This window comes from Flavobacterium azizsancarii (genome assembly GCF_027980145.1).
GTDB lineage: Bacteria > Bacteroidota > Bacteroidia > Flavobacteriales > Flavobacteriaceae > Flavobacterium > Flavobacterium azizsancarii.
This window is the reverse complement of sequence record NZ_JAMZNK010000030.1, coordinates 1-15539: the sequence shown is the minus strand read 5'-3', so window position 1 is coordinate 15539 and position 15539 is coordinate 1. Positions and strand designations below refer to the sequence as shown.

General features: G+C 34.9%; 16 protein-coding genes and 1 riboswitch. Of the genes, 4 read left to right on the top strand and 12 right to left on the bottom strand.

What is annotated here, in order from left to right; genetic code table 11:
* Positions 1-52 precede the first annotated feature (52 nt).
* Entirely contained in the window at positions 53-1204 is a 1152-nt protein-coding gene (locus NJT12_RS16425) for a sensor histidine kinase (protein WP_271337018.1), read from the bottom strand.
* A 162-nt stretch (positions 1205-1366) separates the two neighbouring features.
* On the opposite strand from NJT12_RS16425, the gene NJT12_RS16420 reads away from it, so the two are divergent.
* The 3 genes from NJT12_RS16420 (at position 1367) to aat (ending at position 3552) form a co-directional block, all read left to right on the top strand.
* Positions 1367-2257: a flavin reductase family protein gene (locus NJT12_RS16420; protein ID WP_271337017.1), complete on the top strand. Its 891-nt coding sequence runs from the start codon at positions 1367-1369 to the stop codon at positions 2255-2257.
* A gap of 15 nt (positions 2258-2272) precedes the next feature.
* Positions 2273-2644, top strand: a complete 372-nt coding sequence (locus NJT12_RS16415) for a DUF3127 domain-containing protein (protein ID WP_271337016.1) — start codon at positions 2273-2275, stop codon at positions 2642-2644.
* 272 nt (positions 2645-2916) lie between these two features.
* Positions 2917-3552, top strand: coding sequence for a leucyl/phenylalanyl-tRNA--protein transferase (aat, locus tag NJT12_RS16410; RefSeq protein ID WP_271337015.1), 636 nt, complete (start codon positions 2917-2919; stop codon positions 3550-3552).
* 39 nt (positions 3553-3591) lie between these two features.
* On the opposite strand, the gene NJT12_RS16405 is transcribed toward aat, so the two are convergent.
* The 11 genes from NJT12_RS16405 to NJT12_RS16355 form a co-directional block, all read right to left on the bottom strand.
* Entirely contained in the window at positions 3592-4302 is a 711-nt protein-coding gene (locus NJT12_RS16405) for a HesA/MoeB/ThiF family protein (RefSeq protein WP_271337014.1), read from the bottom strand.
* Between the two features lie 73 nt (positions 4303-4375).
* Entirely contained in the window at positions 4376-5518 is a 1143-nt protein-coding gene (thiH, locus tag NJT12_RS16400; protein ID WP_271337013.1) for a 2-iminoacetate synthase ThiH, read from the bottom strand.
* A gap of 141 nt (positions 5519-5659) precedes the next feature.
* Positions 5660-6436 carry a thiazole synthase gene (locus NJT12_RS16395; protein ID WP_271337012.1) on the bottom strand — a complete coding sequence of 259 codons (777 nt, stop codon included), beginning with the start codon at positions 6434-6436 and terminating at the stop codon, positions 5660-5662.
* Positions 6417-7055 carry a thiamine phosphate synthase gene (locus NJT12_RS16390; RefSeq protein ID WP_271337011.1) on the bottom strand — a complete coding sequence of 213 codons (639 nt, stop codon included), beginning with the start codon at positions 7053-7055 and terminating at the stop codon, positions 6417-6419. Before NJT12_RS16390 ends, NJT12_RS16395 begins: the two co-directional genes overlap by 20 nt.
* Positions 7045-7800, bottom strand: a complete 756-nt coding sequence (locus NJT12_RS16385) for a hydroxymethylpyrimidine/phosphomethylpyrimidine kinase (protein ID WP_271337010.1) — start codon at positions 7798-7800, stop codon at positions 7045-7047. The genes NJT12_RS16390 and NJT12_RS16385 overlap by 11 nt, the downstream gene beginning before the upstream one ends.
* On the bottom strand, positions 7776-8357 hold the full coding sequence (locus NJT12_RS16380; RefSeq protein ID WP_271337009.1) for a thiamine phosphate synthase: 582 nt from the start codon (positions 8355-8357) through the stop codon (positions 7776-7778). The genes NJT12_RS16385 and NJT12_RS16380 overlap by 25 nt, the downstream gene beginning before the upstream one ends.
* Positions 8358-8450: 93 nt before the next feature.
* Entirely contained in the window at positions 8451-10274 is a 1824-nt protein-coding gene (thiC, locus tag NJT12_RS16375; RefSeq protein ID WP_271337008.1) for a phosphomethylpyrimidine synthase ThiC, read from the bottom strand.
* 141 nt (positions 10275-10415) lie between these two features.
* On the bottom strand, positions 10416-10622 hold the full coding sequence (gene thiS, locus NJT12_RS16370; protein WP_271337007.1) for a sulfur carrier protein ThiS: 207 nt from the start codon (positions 10620-10622) through the stop codon (positions 10416-10418).
* Between the two features lie 86 nt (positions 10623-10708).
* A riboswitch (TPP riboswitch) is annotated at positions 10709-10805 on the bottom strand.
* Between the two features lie 84 nt (positions 10806-10889).
* Positions 10890-11462 (bottom strand): DNA-3-methyladenine glycosylase I, encoded by a 573-nt coding sequence (locus NJT12_RS16365; RefSeq protein ID WP_271337006.1) that lies wholly within the window; start codon positions 11460-11462, stop codon positions 10890-10892.
* The gene (locus NJT12_RS16360; RefSeq protein ID WP_271337005.1) at positions 11462-12106 is read right to left on the bottom strand and encodes a hypothetical protein; all 645 of its coding nucleotides are present in this window, start codon (positions 12104-12106) and stop codon (positions 11462-11464) included. Before NJT12_RS16360 ends, NJT12_RS16365 begins: the two co-directional genes overlap by 1 nt.
* On the bottom strand, positions 12103-12783 hold the full coding sequence (locus NJT12_RS16355) for a queuosine precursor transporter (protein ID WP_271337004.1): 681 nt from the start codon (positions 12781-12783) through the stop codon (positions 12103-12105). Before NJT12_RS16355 ends, NJT12_RS16360 begins: the two co-directional genes overlap by 4 nt.
* Before the next feature lie 169 nt (positions 12784-12952).
* On the opposite strand from NJT12_RS16355, the gene NJT12_RS16350 reads away from it, so the two are divergent.
* Positions 12953-15070 carry a M3 family metallopeptidase gene (locus tag NJT12_RS16350; RefSeq protein ID WP_414655399.1) on the top strand — a complete coding sequence of 706 codons (2118 nt, stop codon included), beginning with the start codon at positions 12953-12955 and terminating at the stop codon, positions 15068-15070.
* The last annotated feature ends 469 nt before the right edge of the window (positions 15071-15539 follow it).

Sequence of the window (15539 nt, the reverse complement as noted above, 5' to 3'; positions counted from 1 at the left end):
CGGATCTACTTGATTTGACAAAGTAAAAATAGGAAAAGTGCAGTAAATTGTTTTACTGCACTTTTTTATTTAATGAAATTTGAAAAGTAGTTCCTTTTCCAATTTCAGAATGTAGCACTTTTATTTTTCCGGCATGGTATTCTTCAACAATTCGTTTGGTTAAGGAAAGCCCTAATCCCCAGCCGCGTTTTTTAGTGGTAAAACCAGGTTCAAAAATCGATTTGAATTGACTCTTCGGAATTCCGGTTCCGGAATCTTTTACATTTATTTTTACATGATGCGCATCCTGTTCGATTTGAAGATCCAGGGTTCCCTTTCCCTTCATGGCATCAATGGCATTTTTTACTAAATTTTCGATCGTCCAACTGTGCAATGTTGGATTTATCATCACTAATATTGGTTCTTTTGAACCGTGATAAGAAAAAGCAACTTGTTTAGAAAAACGAGATTGCAAATATTCATAAGTATTCAGGGTTTCGGCAATAATATCATGTTCTTCTAAGACAGGAACAGAACCAATTTTAGAAAAACGATCTGTGATAGTCTGCAAACGTTCAATATCTTTTTCGATCTCTGTTGTTATGGATGGATCAATGTCTTCAGTCTTTAAAATCTCAACCCAGCCTATTAAAGAAGATAAAGGCGTCCCAATCTGGTGCGCTGTTTCTTTTGCCATTCCTGCCCAAAGTTTGTTTTGAGTGGCCATTTTAGTGCTTTTATAAAAGTTATAAATTAAAGCACCAAATAAAAATATAATCAGCAATAACGCAACCGGATAATATTTAAGCTTATTGATTAAAGCCGAATTTCCATAATAAACTCGCTGATGTTTTCCGGGAGCATATTCAATAATGATAGGTTCGTTTTCATTCTTTAGATTTTTTAAATACGACATAGATTTCTTTTTGTCTGCAAGGATTTCTTCAGGAACATTCACAGAACTAATCACCTTGTCGTACATCGTGAGCATAACAGGAACAGATGTATTGTTGTTTAAAATATCAAGAGGTAAATCCAGATCAGTATTCTCATCCGCATTCACTAATGTTTTTTGAGCATTGGCCCAAAGGTTCATCTTAAGTCTTTCTTCGTTTTTAAAAATTTGAAAAAAAGTATAAGTGTTCCAGAGAATCAAAGAAATGATTAAAAAGGAAATGAAAACAATAATCCACCGGGTTGTATTTCTTCTTTCGGAAAAAGACATAAAATATTTTTTGAGGTATAAATATAACGAAATAAACACATTTAATATTTTGTAAGCCTCTAAAGATTTTTTGTTTTTAAATCTAAAACTATTTCTTTGGCAGAAACGATTTCTATACTTTTGCAGTTGCGGAAATGAGATTCGGTTAAAAAGAAAAATTCTATGATTAGCATCGATCCTAAAGAAATTACAACGGTAAAACTGCAAGGTTATCTGCAAAGTGCAGTTGGGCCAAGGCCTATTGCTTTTGCAAGTACAATAAGTACAAAAGGAATCCCGAATTTGTCGCCTTTTAGTTTTTTTAATGTGTTCAGTGCCAATCCGCCAATTTTGGTTTTTTCGCCAGCGCGTCGTGTTCGTGATAATACCATAAAACATACTTTGATCAATGCCGAAGCAACTCGCGAAGTGGTAATCAATGTAGTCAATTATGATATGGTACAGCAAACATCATTAGCCAGTACTGAATATGGAGAAGGAGTAAACGAATTTATCAAAGCCGGATTAACACAAATTCCGTCAGATTTTGTAAAACCGTATCGTGTAAAAGAGTCTCCCGTGCAGTTTGAGTGCAAAGTCACGCAGATTATTCCGTTAGGAGATCAGGGCGGAGCAGGGAATTTGATTCTTTGTGAAGTGGTGAAAATTCATATTCACGAAGCTGTTTTAGATGAAAATGGTGCTATCGATCAACATAAAATAGACCTGGTTTCGAGATTAGGAAGTAATTGGTATTCAAGATCTAATGCGGGACTTTTTGAAGTCCCAAAACCCTTGACAACATTAGGCGTTGGAGTAGATGTAATCCCGAATTATATCAGGAAAAGCACCGTTTTTGACGGAAATGATCTCGGGAAATTAGGTAACATTGAAGCCTTGCCTACAACAGAAGAAGTTAGTATATTTGTGAAAGAAAACTTTTCGGTCAAAGGAGTATTAAGTTCCGACGATCAGGAAAAGCTACATTTAGAAGCTAAAAAATATTTGAATAACGATGATATTTCATCGGCATGGAAAGTGCTTTTAGCAAAAAAAATAGAAAAGAAACAATAATTAATATAGAAGAAGATGGAAGTTACAGGAAAAGTAAAAGTGGTGAACCCAGAGCAACAAGTTAGTGCTGCATTCAAAAAAAGAGAGTTGGTTGTTACCACAGATGAGCAGTATCCACAGCATATTTTGATCGAATTTACACAAGATAAATGCGATTTATTAAGTAGCTACAAACAAGGTGAGGCAGTAAAAGTTTCTATCAATTTAAGAGGAAGAGAATGGGTTAATCCACAAGGAGAAACCAGATATTTCAATAGTATTCAAGGTTGGAGAATCGAAAGAGTAGCGCCAGAAGGTCCTGGACAGACTCCGGCAATGCCTACAGCAGAGACTTTTGCTCCGGCTACAAACTTAAACGAAGACGAACCGGACGATTTACCTTTCTAAAAAGGTTTAAAGTCAGAAAGTCAAATTCCAAATTCCAATTCATAAATATGCAATTGGAGTTTGGAATTTTTTGTATTAGAAACTCAACGCATTTTATGTCATTTCGACCGAAGGGAGAAATCACACACAAAACTCGTCAAAGAATACAGACAATTGTTGTTGACCAGCTAGTGTGATTTCTCCTTCGTCGAAATGACAAGATTGTAGAAGTCAGGTGTTTGTAATTTGGAATTTATCCCGAAGCCTCAGGATTGGAATTTTTATTTTAAAAGATGTATTACGTATTAAACGATTTGTTTTTTCCCCCGGTTTCAGAAGCCGATGAAGAAGGTATTCTTGCCATTGGCGGCGATTTAGATCCGGAACGATTGAAGTTAGCTTACAAAAGTGGAATTTTCCCCTGGTTTAATGAAGGAGATCCAATACTTTGGTGGTCTCCGGATCCCAGAATGGTTTTATTTTTAGATGAATTAATTGTGTCTAAAAGCATGCGTAATATCCTGAATCGAAATCAGTTTAAAATTACTTTTAATCAAAACTTTGAAGCTGTGATTTCAAATTGCCAAAACATAAAACGTGATGGTCAGGACGGAACATGGATTTCAAACGAAATGATCGATGCTTATTGTAAACTGAATCAGCAGGGAATTGCAAAATCTGTTGAGGTTTGGCAAGATGAGGTTTTGGTAGGAGGTTTGTACGGAATCGATCTGGGTCATGTATTTTGTGGCGAAAGTATGTTCTCGAAAGTATCAAATGCTTCGAAAGTTGCTTTTATAGCTTTGGCAAATTATTTAAAAAAAGAGAATTATAAACTTTTAGATTGTCAGGTTTATAATCCACATTTAGAGAGTTTAGGTTGTCGGGAAATCGATCGTGAAGAGTTTATGTCTATTTTAGAAAAATAAAGGAGTGTAATTTATACTCTATTGTAAATATATTTTTTTTTAAAAATTCAATTTTGTAAAACTATAATTCAGCGTATTAAAAAGTACTAATTCATTTTTTAAAGTAGGTAGATCCAAAATTAACTTTAGGGTTTCGTGCGCCATCATTGTTCCTATAATTCCCGGCAAAGTACCCAAAACACCATTTAAATTGCAATTTGGAACATCCTTTGGATCCGGCATTTCAGGAAATATGTCACGCAGATTTTTACTTCCGTTATGATTAAAAACGGCAATCTGACCTTCAAATTTTAAAATACTCCCGTAAACCAATGGTTTTTGCAAAGTAACACAAGTATCGTTTACTAAATAACGTGTTGCAAAATTATCTGAACCGTCTACAACAATATCATACTGTTGAATAATTTGATTGGCATTTTCAATCGTTAGTTTTTCAGTTATTGCGAGTACTTCTATTAAGGGATTTAGTTTTGAAACCACTTCTGTAGCAACAAGAGTTTTTTGCTGACCAATTTCTTTTTCAGTATATAAAATCTGTCGGTGTAAATTGTGAATTTCAATTGTATCATAATCCATAATTCCAATAAAACCGACACCAGCTGTGGCTATATATTGCAAGATGGGACAACCCAAACCACCGGCGCCAATAACCAAAACTTTTGCTTTTTTCAGTTTTTCCTGGCCTTCGTCTCCAATTTCAGGTAAGATTGTTTGTCTGTTGTAACGTAAAAATTCTTGTATAATGCTCATTTAATTTAAGTCTTAAAGTGTAAAGTCGAAGATCAAAAGTCCAAGAGAAAGGCCGGAATCAAAGTAAAGTATTTTACTCTAAGACTTTATAACTTTCGACTTTATGACTGTATATTTTGTCCCAATCTTTCCAAACAGGTTCGTAACCTGTGTTTGTTATAATTTGTGCAATTTCTCTGGCGGAACGTTCATCGCTGATTTCAAATTGTTCCAGAGATTGCTGATCAACCACATAACCACCTGGATTTGTTTTAGATCCTGCGCTCATACTCGTTACCCCAATTGGAATAATGTTGTTTCTGAATTTCTCATTTTCTCTTGTCGAAATTGAAATTTCAAGATCTTCATTCCACAAACGATACGCACAAATAAGCTGTGTTAGATCTTTATCATCCATAATAAAGTTAGGTTCAATAATGCCTTCAGCCGGACGAAGTCTCGGAAAAGAAACCGAATATTTGGTCTGCCAATATTTCTTTTGAAGATAATCGAGATGTAAAGCATTAAAGAAACTATCGGTACGCCAGTCTTCCAAACCTAATAAAACACCTAAACCTATTTTATGAATTCCTGCAGTTCCAATTCTATCAGGAGTTTCTAATCTATAATCGAAATTTGATTTTTTGCCTTTAGTATGGTATTTTTTGTATACTTCCTGATGATAGGTTTCCTGATACACTAAAACCGAATACACGCCGGCGTCATGCAAACGTTCATAATCTTCGGTTGAAAGTGGCTGAACTTCAACCGAAATAATCGAAAATTGCTCTCTTATTAAGGCAATTGCATTCAGAAAATAATTAATATTTACGGTGTAATTTGCTTCGCCGGTTACCAATAAAACATGATCAAAGCCAAGACTTTTTAAAGCTTCGACTTCGAGTTTTATTTCAGAATCTAAAAGTGTTTTTCGTTTGATTTTATTGTCTAAACTAAAACCGCAATATGTGCAAATGTTCTGGCATTCATTGCTTAGATAAAGTGGCGCATACATTTGAATGGTTCTGCCGAAACGTTTTTTAGTAATTTCATGGCATTCTTGAGCCATTTGCTCCAAATAATTTTGAGCAGCAGGAGAAATTAAAACTAGAAAATCATTGAGATTGCGTTTGGTTTTAGACAAAGAACGTTCTACATCTTTTGATGTAGTCTGGTATATTTTTGATTGAATGGAATCCCAATCGTATTGCTGAAAAATGGCTTTAAAGGTATTCATTGGATTGATTTTTTTTACCGCAAAGAGCGCTAAGAATTACGCAAAGGCCGCTAAGCTTTGTCTTTTTTACGTCTGATTAAAAAGTCCGCAAAGCTTGGCGGCCTTTGCGAAAAAACCTTGCGAACTTTGCGGTTAAATATTTTAATCATAAAGAAAAGATATCAAAGGACTAGAAGCAACCGCATAATTCTGCTGATTAGCGATTTTAGCTTCAAAAGCTTTTCTACCAGCAATGACAGCCTCCTTAAAAGCTTCTGCCATTAATTTTGGATTTCCGGCGACGGCAATTGCAGTATTGACCAAAACAGCATCGGCACCAATTTCCATTGCTTTTGCAGCATCAGACGGTGCACCAATTCCGGCATCTATAATTACAGGAACATTGCTTTGTTCGATAATAATTTCTAGAAAATCGATAGTTTTCAAACCTTTATTGCTTCCAATTGGTGAACCTAGCGGCATCACGGCCGAAGTTCCTGCGTTCTCTAAGTGTTTGCACAAAACAGGATCAGCATGTATGTATGGTAAAACAAAAAAGCCAAGTTTAGCCAATTCTTCTGTTGCTTTCAGCGTTTCAATTGGGTCCGGCATTAAGTATTTTGGATCCGGATGAATTTCTAGTTTCAGCCAATTTGTTTCTAAAGCTTCTCTGGCTAATTGAGCGGCAAAAACAGCTTCTTTTGCATTTCTTGCACCAGATGTATTAGGTAATAAATGAATGTTTGGATGTTGTAGATGCGATAAAATAGCATCGGTTTCAGTTTCTAAATCGATGCGTTTTAGAGCAACGGTAACTAATTCACTTCCTGATGCTAAAATGGCTTCTTCCATTTCACGATTAGAACCAAATTTCCCGGTTCCTAAAAACAGGCGGGAGGTTAAGGTTTTATCTCCAATTTTAAACAATGACGTTTGCATATAACTTTTCGTTTAGTTGTTGAATTAATTTCTTTTTTTGATTGCTATTGGTGATCATTCCTGATACTGCAATACCATGAATTCCGGTTTCCATTAAGGGATTTATATCTTCTAAAGTAATTCCTCCAATGGCATAAACAGGAATCTGTATTTTATTGGTTATTAGTCTTTGAAGAATTTCGTGATAACCTGACAGACCTAAAATTGGACTTAATTTTTCTTTAGTATTAGTAAATCGAAAAGGTCCCAATCCAATATAATCGCAACCATTTTTGACGTGATTTTCAATGTCTTCAAATGTATTTGCAGTTGCGCCAATAATTTTCGTATTGCCTAAAATTGCTCTTGCTTCATCGATTTTCATGTCTGATAATCCTAAATGTACCCCGTCAGCGGCAATTTGCTGAGCGAGATAAAGATTGTCGTTTACAATGAAATTCGCCAGATATTCGTCGCATAAAAATTTTACAGCTTCAGCTAAAGCAAAAGTATCTTTGGCAGTTTGATCTTTGAATCGCATTTGCATCCAATCGCATCCTGCGTCAAGTGCCTGATGAATATTATACAATTGTTCTTCGATTGTTTTTCCTTGTGAAATGTATTGCAGTTTATGGTACATAATGATATCCGATTAAAGTTGAAGTTGAACTCAGGTATTTTTCGATATAGGTTTTGGCATTTTTGCAGGCCTCTTTTATATTTTGATTCAATGCCAGATTGGCGGAAATTGCTGATGATAATACACAACCGGAACCATGTTTTTCAAAACAGTTATTGTCAGAAGGCAGTAAATCAACAACTTCATTTTTCAGGAATAAACGGTCAGTTCCAATTTCAGAAAGATTGTGTCCGCCTTTTAATAAAATGTTTGTTTGAATTTCATTTTGCAATCCAAGATGATCTGGAATAAAACCTGGAAATAAAACTTCGATTTCATTATAATTAGGAGTGATCAAATCTATTTTGGATAAAATTGTATTTAAATCCAGTTGATCTTCCATATTCATGAATTCGAATTTTGTAGTCGATTTTAAAACCGGATCCCAAACAATTTTAACGTCGGGAGAAAGTGTTTTTATTCTCGAAAGAATTTGGTTCAGATAATGTAATGAGGGAACAATCCCAATTTTTACAGTTGCAATTTTATAGTTTTGAAATAAAGTATCAATCGAACGAATTACAAAGTTTAAATCTGTCCATTCAATAGCATGAAATTCATTTTCAGTCTGGATGGTATTGCCTGTTATAATGGCAAATCCAGTAACCTCATGCTGTTCAAATGTTTTGATATCTGCCAAAACACCTGCGCCACCAGTTGGGTCAAAACCTGCTATACTGACTACGAATGGGCGATTTTTTGACATAATTTGAATTGTTTTATTGGATTTTCGTTATTCCAGATACTTCCTAAAAGTGCAACATCATCAAAACCATTTTCAAGTGTTTTTTGAATATTTTCAGAATCAATTCCGCCTAAAGCGACAACTTTAGTTTGATGATTTTTTCGTGATTTTAAAGCTTCAAAAAGGTTTTCTCCTGGATGGTAGTTCTCTTTAGAAATACTTGTAAAAACAGGACTTAGAAAAGCGTAATCAAAATTCTCTTCCAAGGCATTGAAATCTTCTATGGAATGTGTTGATGTCGAAGATGTCCTTCTGTTATGACTCATTGTTAAATTATTTTTCCTTTCTTTTTCAGAAAAGTGTACCCTGTAAATTTCAAAATTTTCAGCTAATTGGTGATGATTGTGCAAAACTAGATTAGAACGAAAGTCAAGTTTTATCTGATGGATAAATTCCGCCATCTCAATCTCAGAAAAATAAGGTTTCCTAACATGAAGCAAAGACAATCCTTCTTCAAACAAAGAATCTATAATGCTGATTTCATTTGCAATAGCAGAAGGATTTGTAATTACAATCATAGTCTTTATTCTTTTCTCTTTGTTCTATTCTCTCTAATCTATTCTCTTTGTTCTATTTTCTTTATTCTTTTCTCTCTAATCAATTCTCTCTTCCTAAATATAAATTTCTTTCCCTTGCTCAATAAACTCTTCTGATTTCTCCTGCATCCCTTTTTCGGCAGCAGCGACATCGCGTATTTCCTGAGATATTTTCATAGAACAGAATTTAGGTCCGCACATTGAGCAGAAATGAGCCACTTTTGCACCATCAGCAGGAAGAGTTTCATCATGAAATTCTCTGGCTGTATCTGGATCTAAGGATAGATTAAACTGATCTTCCCAACGAAATTCGAAACGTGCTTTACTCAAGGCGTTATCACGATATTGTGCTCCCGGATGACCTTTGGCTAAATCAGCAGCATGAGCAGATATTTTATAAGTGATCACGCCATCTTTTACATCTTTTTTGTTGGGTAAGCCCAGATGTTCTTTTGGCGTGACATAGCACAACATTGCGCAACCATACCAGCCAATCATTGCAGCTCCAATGGCAGATGTAATATGATCGTAACCTGGGGCAATATCAGTAGTTAAAGGGCCTAAAGTATAAAACGGAGCTTCATGGCAATGTTCTAATTGTTTGTCCATGTTTTCTTTGATCATGTGCATTGGTACGTGACCAGGACCTTCAATAAAAACCTGAACATCATGTTTCCATGCGATTTTTGTCAGTTCTCCCAATGTTTCTAATTCGGCAAATTGTGCAGCATCGTTAGCATCTGCAATAGAGCCCGGACGCAAACCATCGCCCAAAGAAAAAGCGACATCATATTGTTTCATGATTTCGCAGATTTCTTCGAAATGGGTATATAAAAAGTTTTCTTTATGATGAAATAAACACCATTTTGCCATGATTGATCCGCCACGAGAAACGATTCCGGTAACACGATCAGCAGTTAAATGTATATAGCGCAATAAAACTCCGGCATGAATAGTGAAATACGAAACGCCTTGTTCTGCCTGTTCGATTAAAGTATCTCGGAAAACTTCCCAGGTTAAATCTTCGGCGATTCCTTTTACTTTTTCTAAAGCTTGATAAATAGGAACCGTACCAATTGGAACCGGTGAATTACGTATAATCCATTCTCGGGTTTCATGAATATTTTTTCCCGTAGATAAATCCATAATCGTGTCTGCGCCCCAACGGCAAGCCCAAACAGCTTTTTCGACTTCTTCCTCGATGCTTGAAGTTACAGCACTATTCCCGATATTGGCATTTATCTTTACCAGAAAATTACGTCCAACAATCATGGGTTCACTTTCGGGATGGTTGATGTTGTTTGGGATAATCGCTCTTCCGCAAGCAACTTCGCTGCGAACAAATTCCGGAGTGATTTTACTTTTTGGAGTATTTGCACCAAAGCTATGTCCGCTGTGTTGGCATTTCATCGCTTTAGTCTGCTCGTTCAAAAGTTCGATGCGTTGGTTTTCGCGAATGGCGATATATTCCATTTCCGGAGTTATAATGCCCTGTTTTGCGTAATACAATTGGGTAACGTTCGCGCCATTTTTTGCTTTTTTTGGCTGATGTAAATATTCGAATCTAAGGTGATCTAAACTTTCATCTTTCAATCTGGTTTGACCGTAATCTGAAGATATTTCATTTAGAATTTCTACGTCATTTCTATTCAGGATCCAACTTTCGCGTAAGCGTGGTAATCCTTTTCGAATATCAATTTCGATGTTTGGATCTGTGTATGGGCCAGAAGTATCGTAAATAGTTACTGGTGGATTTTTTTCGATTCCGCCATTAGAGAGTTTTGTATCGCTAAGAATAACTTCGCGCATGGCAACTTCTATTGGGTGAATTTCACCTTTTACATATATTTTTTTGGAGTTTGGAAAAGGAGTTCTGGAAATTTTTTCTTCGTTAGTCATATGGAGAAGTTTAAAAGTTTTTCTTGTTTAAGGTTTCAGGTTTTCCGTAGAGGCGCACAGCAGTGCGTCTACGTTATGTATGTCAATTGGAATTTGGAATTTGGTCCCGATGGTTATCGGAATTGAATTGGGATTTTAATTTTATCCTCCCTGCGTTGCTGAAATAATAAGAATTTCGTCAGTTTCGCGTACAAGATGTTGGTTCCAATTGGTTTTTGGAACAACGGTATTATTAATGGCAACGGCGATTCCGTTTTGTTTGTGTGGAATTTCGAGATCGAGCAATGACTGAACGCTTAACGATTCAGCATTGAATTGTTTGATTTGTTGGTTGATTTTTAGTTCCATTCCTTAAGTTTTTAGGTTACCGTAAAAATTCACTACAGTGAATAGGTACCTTAGGAATGGCTACAATTACGCATAAAAATGCGCGCAGAAGTCATCTTACTTTTCCCTACGCTAGTATGAACTAGATCAGGTTCAGAGGGTAAAATCTCAGCCTACAAGTTGTAGACACCCCTAAAGTCTGAAGCAAATATATGTAATTTTGTTTAAAAGTTTCAATTTTCAGGTTTCAAGTTTTTGAAAAACTAAAAATGGAGACTGTGAATGAGGCTATTTTTCCTTTCGGGTAAAGCAATCTTCAATATGATCATTGACCATTCCGGTGGCTTGCATATGTGCGTAAATCACGGTTGAACCTACGAATTTAAAACCTCGTTTTTTTAAATCTTTACTGATCTCGTCTGAAAGTGGAGTAGTGGCCGGAACGTCTTTTAGGGATTTTGGATTGTTATTGATAGGTTTTCCGTTCGTGAATTTCCAAATATAATCAGAGAAACTCCCAAATTCGTCTTGCACTTTCATAAAAGCATGTGCATTTGAAATGGTTGCACGAATTTTAAGTTTATTTCGAATAATCCCGGAGTCTTGCAATAAGGACTCGATTTTTTCTTCAGTATAATTGGCTATTTTTTTATAATCGAAACGATCAAAAGCTACCCTGAAATTTTCCCTTTTGTTTAAAATAGTGATCCAGCTTAATCCGGCTTGAAAAGTTTCCAGAATTAGAAATTCGAATAAAGATGCATCATCATAAACAGGAATGCCCCATTCTTCGTCATGGTATTTTTTGTATAAATCGCTGGAAGAACACCAGCCGCATCGAATTAAATTTTCCTTTTCCATTATTTTCCTATTTTCCAATGATACCCTTTTACAGAAGGAATATATGCCGAAGTTCCTATGATGATTAGATCATTATAGATCTTTTTATTGTATTTAATTCCGATTGCTTTTCCTGATGTATACATTTTATTAGCTTCGAATTTGATTTTCATTCTGGCATCCGTGAACTTGGCGTCTGATACTTTTTCAATGAACCAGGTAGATTTCCATTTGATGTCAATTTCATCTTCAGCAGTTTTCGTAATGCTTTTTATCAGTTTAACACCTTCTTTTGGAATGTTATGATTTTCGATTAATTCTTTTTGGGTTAATGTTTCACCTGTTTTACAAGTCGAAAGTAGTTTTCTAAAGTAGCTAAAGCCTCTTATCTTTTCATTGTTTAATGTTCCTATTTCTGTACTGTCTTTTGTAATGCTGGCTTCTCCGGTAATACTTTTATCATTTTTTATTTTGTTTGGCAATATCGTTTTTGCAATAGAATCTTTAACTGCCGTTATCGTTTCTACTGTATTTTTTGATATGTCTTTTATCTTTTCGGAAATTGTGCTGGTAGATTTTAGTAATTTCTCCCGATCATTTTTATTACAGCTAAAAATGCTTAATGATAGTAAAATTGATAGTAAGATTATATTTTCTTTTTTCATTCGTTAACATCTTCTTTTTGCTCTGAAACATTGTCTTTTTCGAGATATTTTTTAATCATATGATGTCCTGCATAAATTAGCGGAGTCAATAAGATGGCTATTGATAATTTAAAAATATATCCAATTAAAGCTGACGAAAGAAAGGTGTCAAAATTAATTTTTCCCGGTAACCAAAATGCAATACCAAGAACAATAAAAGAATCAAATAATTGCGAGATTACAGTTGATCCTGTGGTTCTAAGCCATATTTTTCTTTCTCCGGTACGTCGTTTAAAGAACCAAAATATCCAGACATCGATTAGCTGAGATACCATAAATGCAATCAAACTACCAATAATGATCCACATACTTTGTCCGAATACGGCTTGAAATTGTTCGTCATTTACAGGACTAATTCCTTTTGCGGCTGGAATTACAATAGCCATAAACAATATTAAAAAAGCGTATGCTATTAAACAGGCTGTTATAAAAGATAATTTTTTAACACCTTTTTCTCCAAAATATTCATTGATCAAATCCGTAGTTAAAAAAACTACCGGCCAGGGCAAAATACCAATACTCATTACAAACGGGCCAACTTGAATTAATTTTCCGCCAATAAGTTCAGCGACAACAGCATTAGTGATAAAGATGCCTGCCAGAACTACAAAAACAATTTCTTTTCGGGTTTTAAACATGTGAGTGGTAAATGATGTGCCAAATTTAAACTATTTCTATATAACTTCTAAAGGATAGCTTTAAATTAAACTTGGATTTGAGGTTGATTTGAAAGTTAAAATTTTCTTTCGAATGCTGATTTTTAGTTACATTTGGAACAATATTCTATTAAAAATCAAATTAATGATAATGAAAAAATTAATGACAATTTTTCTCATGGGAACAACTTTATTTGCGGCAAACGCACAAACTAATTCCAACAATCCATTGCTTAAAAAATGGACAGGACCTTACGGAGGAGTTCCTGCATTTAATGAGTACAAAGTATCGGATTTTAAGCCTGCGCTTCAATTTGCGATTCAGGAAAAACTAAACGAGGTTGATGCTATTGCAAATAGTACAAAAGCACCAACTTTTGATAATACGATTGCGGCTTTAGAGCGCTCAGGTAAAACAATGTCTCGAATTTATACTGTTTACGGGATTTATGGTTCTACATTAAGCACTCCGGAATTCGATGCTGTAGAAACAGAAATGTCTCCAAAATTATCTGCGTTCAATGACAAAGTTTTACAAAACAAAAAACTATTTACCAGAATAGAAACTTTGTACAACTCAAAAGAAAGCAAGAAACTAACGAGCGAGCAGCAACGTTTAATTTGGTTGTATTATACTGATTTTGTTCGTGAAGGTGCTAAATTGAATGAAAAAGACAAAGAAAAAGTTGCTAAGATCAATCAGGAACTGGCAAGTCTTTTTACGAAATTTAGTCAAAATTTATTAGCAGAAGAGCACAATCAATATGTAGCATTAAACGTAGAAAGTGATTTTGATGGTTTGCCGGCTGAAGTAAAAAATGCAGCAATTGCTGAGGCAAAAAGCAGAAAATTAGATGTTATGGGATGTGTTGCAAATACACGTTCGTCTATTGAGCCATTTTTGACTTTTTCTACTCGTAGGGATTTAAGAGAAAAAGCATTTGATATTTTCGTGAAACGTGGTGATAATGGTAATGCAAATGATAACAATTCAACTCTTGTTACTATTTTGCAATTGCGTACTGAAAAAGCAAAATTATTAGGTTTTCCTACTTTTGCTGATTGGAGTTTGTCTAACAAAATGGCAAAAGATCCTAAGAAAACATTAGATTTAATGTTGTCAGTATGGGAGCCTGCTGTAGAAAAAGTGCATCAGGATGTTGCCGAAATGCAGAAAATTGTAGATGCTGAAGGTGGTAAATTTAAAATTCAGCCTTGGGATTATCGTTTCTATGCTGAAAAAGTTAGAAAAGCAAAATACGATTTAGATCAAAACGAAGTGAAGCCTTATTTGCAATTAGAAAACTTACGTGAAGGTATGTTTTGGGTTGCCGGTGAATTGTTTAATTTAAGTTTCAAACAAATTACAAACGTTCCTGTATATCATCCAGATGTACGTGTTTGGGAGGTAAGTAATAAGATTACAGGTAAAGTTGTAGGATTGTGGTATTTTGATCCTTATGCACGCGCAGGAAAGCGTTCTGGTGCATGGATGAATGCTTACCGTGATCAGCAAAAAATGGATGGCGAAGTTCTTACTATCGTATCTAATAACTGTAATTTTATAAAAGGTACTGCAAATGAGCCAGTTTTAATTTCCTGGGAAGACGCTACAACTTTGTTTCATGAATTTGGACATGCGCTTCATGGTTTATGTTCTAATGTAACGTATCCTAGTTTATCAGGAACTAATGTTGCGAGAGATTATGTAGAGTTTCCGTCACAATTGTTAGAGCACTGGTTGGCTACTCCTGAGGTATTGAATAAGTTTGCTTTGCATTACAAAACAAATCAACCTTTGCCACAATCTTTGGTAGACAGAATTGAAAAAGCGGCTAATTTTAATGAAGGTTTCTCAACTGTAGAAACAATTTCAAGTTCATTAATTGATATGAAACTTCACTTGGCAACAGAAACTATTGATCCTCATAAATTCGAAAAAGAGACTTTAGATGCGCTTCATATGCCATCAGAAATTGTAATGCGTCATAGAATTCCTCAATTCGGACATATTTTCTCTGGAGATGGATATGCTGCCGGATACTATAGCTATTTATGGGCAGATGTTATTAATGCAGATGCTTATGAGGCTTTTACAGAAGGAAAAGGACCTTATGATAAAGAAGTTGCAAAACGACTTTATGATGATATTTTTAGTGTAGGAAATACTATTGATCAGGAGAAAGCTTATGAAAACTTTAGAGGAAGAGCTCCTAAGTCTGACGCTTTAATGCGCGCAAGAAACTTTCCTATTATAAATAAAAAATAGTAAAATTAGATTTTTATTGAAATCCCCGGATAATATAATTATTCGGGGATTTTTTTTATGAAGTTTAGAGCTGAGTTTTTAGTTACAGATTTTAAGGATTAAAAAGACTTATAGTGTCTTTATTTTACAGAAAGTAACCACATTCTTTGTCATCTCGACGAAGGAGAGATCACGGTAGTATTTCCGTTCAAATATTCGCCAATCTTTGTCTAGTTTCTTTTGTGATCTCTCCTTTGTCGAGATGACAAAATATGCAAATGAACTTAAAAAAAAACACACTCTTCTGGTATAAGCTTTAAATATAAATTCTTGAGTGATCTTGTAAATCTAAGTGAGGACAAGAAAATATTAAAACAAAAAAAGCCGGACTAAATAAATGAGGGCACTGAAAAAGTCCTTTTCAGGAATAATTGTTAATTAAAGGAGTAGAAGCTAAAAGTTTTCTACTCTTTTTTTTGTATCTTTTGGG

Coding starts and splice junctions, on each gene's coding strand:
- NJT12_RS16405 (WP_271337014.1), bottom strand. CDS start 4,302: ATGAGCATTATACAAGAATTTTTACGTTACAACAGACAAACAATCTTA.
- NJT12_RS16385 (WP_271337010.1), bottom strand. CDS start 7,800: ATGTCAAAAAATCGCCCATTCGTAGTCAGTATAGCAGGTTTTGACCCA.
- NJT12_RS16365 (WP_271337006.1), bottom strand. CDS start 11,462: ATGGAAAAGGAAAATTTAATTCGATGCGGCTGGTGTTCTTCCAGCGAT.
- NJT12_RS16350 (WP_414655399.1), top strand. CDS start 12,953: ATGAAAAAATTAATGACAATTTTTCTCATGGGAACAACTTTATTTGCG.
- NJT12_RS16390 (WP_271337011.1), bottom strand. CDS start 7,055: ATGTACCATAAACTGCAATACATTTCACAAGGAAAAACAATCGAAGAA.
- NJT12_RS16380 (WP_271337009.1), bottom strand. CDS start 8,357: ATGATTGTAATTACAAATCCTTCTGCTATTGCAAATGAAATCAGCATT.
- thiH (WP_271337013.1), bottom strand. CDS start 5,518: ATGAATACCTTTAAAGCCATTTTTCAGCAATACGATTGGGATTCCATT.
- thiC (WP_271337008.1), bottom strand. CDS start 10,274: ATGACTAACGAAGAAAAAATTTCCAGAACTCCTTTTCCAAACTCCAAA.
- NJT12_RS16355 (WP_271337004.1), bottom strand. CDS start 12,783: ATGTTTAAAACCCGAAAAGAAATTGTTTTTGTAGTTCTGGCAGGCATC.
- NJT12_RS16420 (WP_271337017.1), top strand. CDS start 1,367: ATGATTAGCATCGATCCTAAAGAAATTACAACGGTAAAACTGCAAGGT.
- NJT12_RS16415 (WP_271337016.1), top strand. CDS start 2,273: ATGGAAGTTACAGGAAAAGTAAAAGTGGTGAACCCAGAGCAACAAGTT.
- NJT12_RS16395 (WP_271337012.1), bottom strand. CDS start 6,436: ATGCAAACGTCATTGTTTAAAATTGGAGATAAAACCTTAACCTCCCGC.
- thiS (WP_271337007.1), bottom strand. CDS start 10,622: ATGGAACTAAAAATCAACCAACAAATCAAACAATTCAATGCTGAATCG.
- NJT12_RS16360 (WP_271337005.1), bottom strand. CDS start 12,106: ATGAAAAAAGAAAATATAATCTTACTATCAATTTTACTATCATTAAGC.
- aat (WP_271337015.1), top strand. CDS start 2,917: ATGTATTACGTATTAAACGATTTGTTTTTTCCCCCGGTTTCAGAAGCC.
- NJT12_RS16425 (WP_271337018.1), bottom strand. CDS start 1,204: ATGTCTTTTTCCGAAAGAAGAAATACAACCCGGTGGATTATTGTTTTC.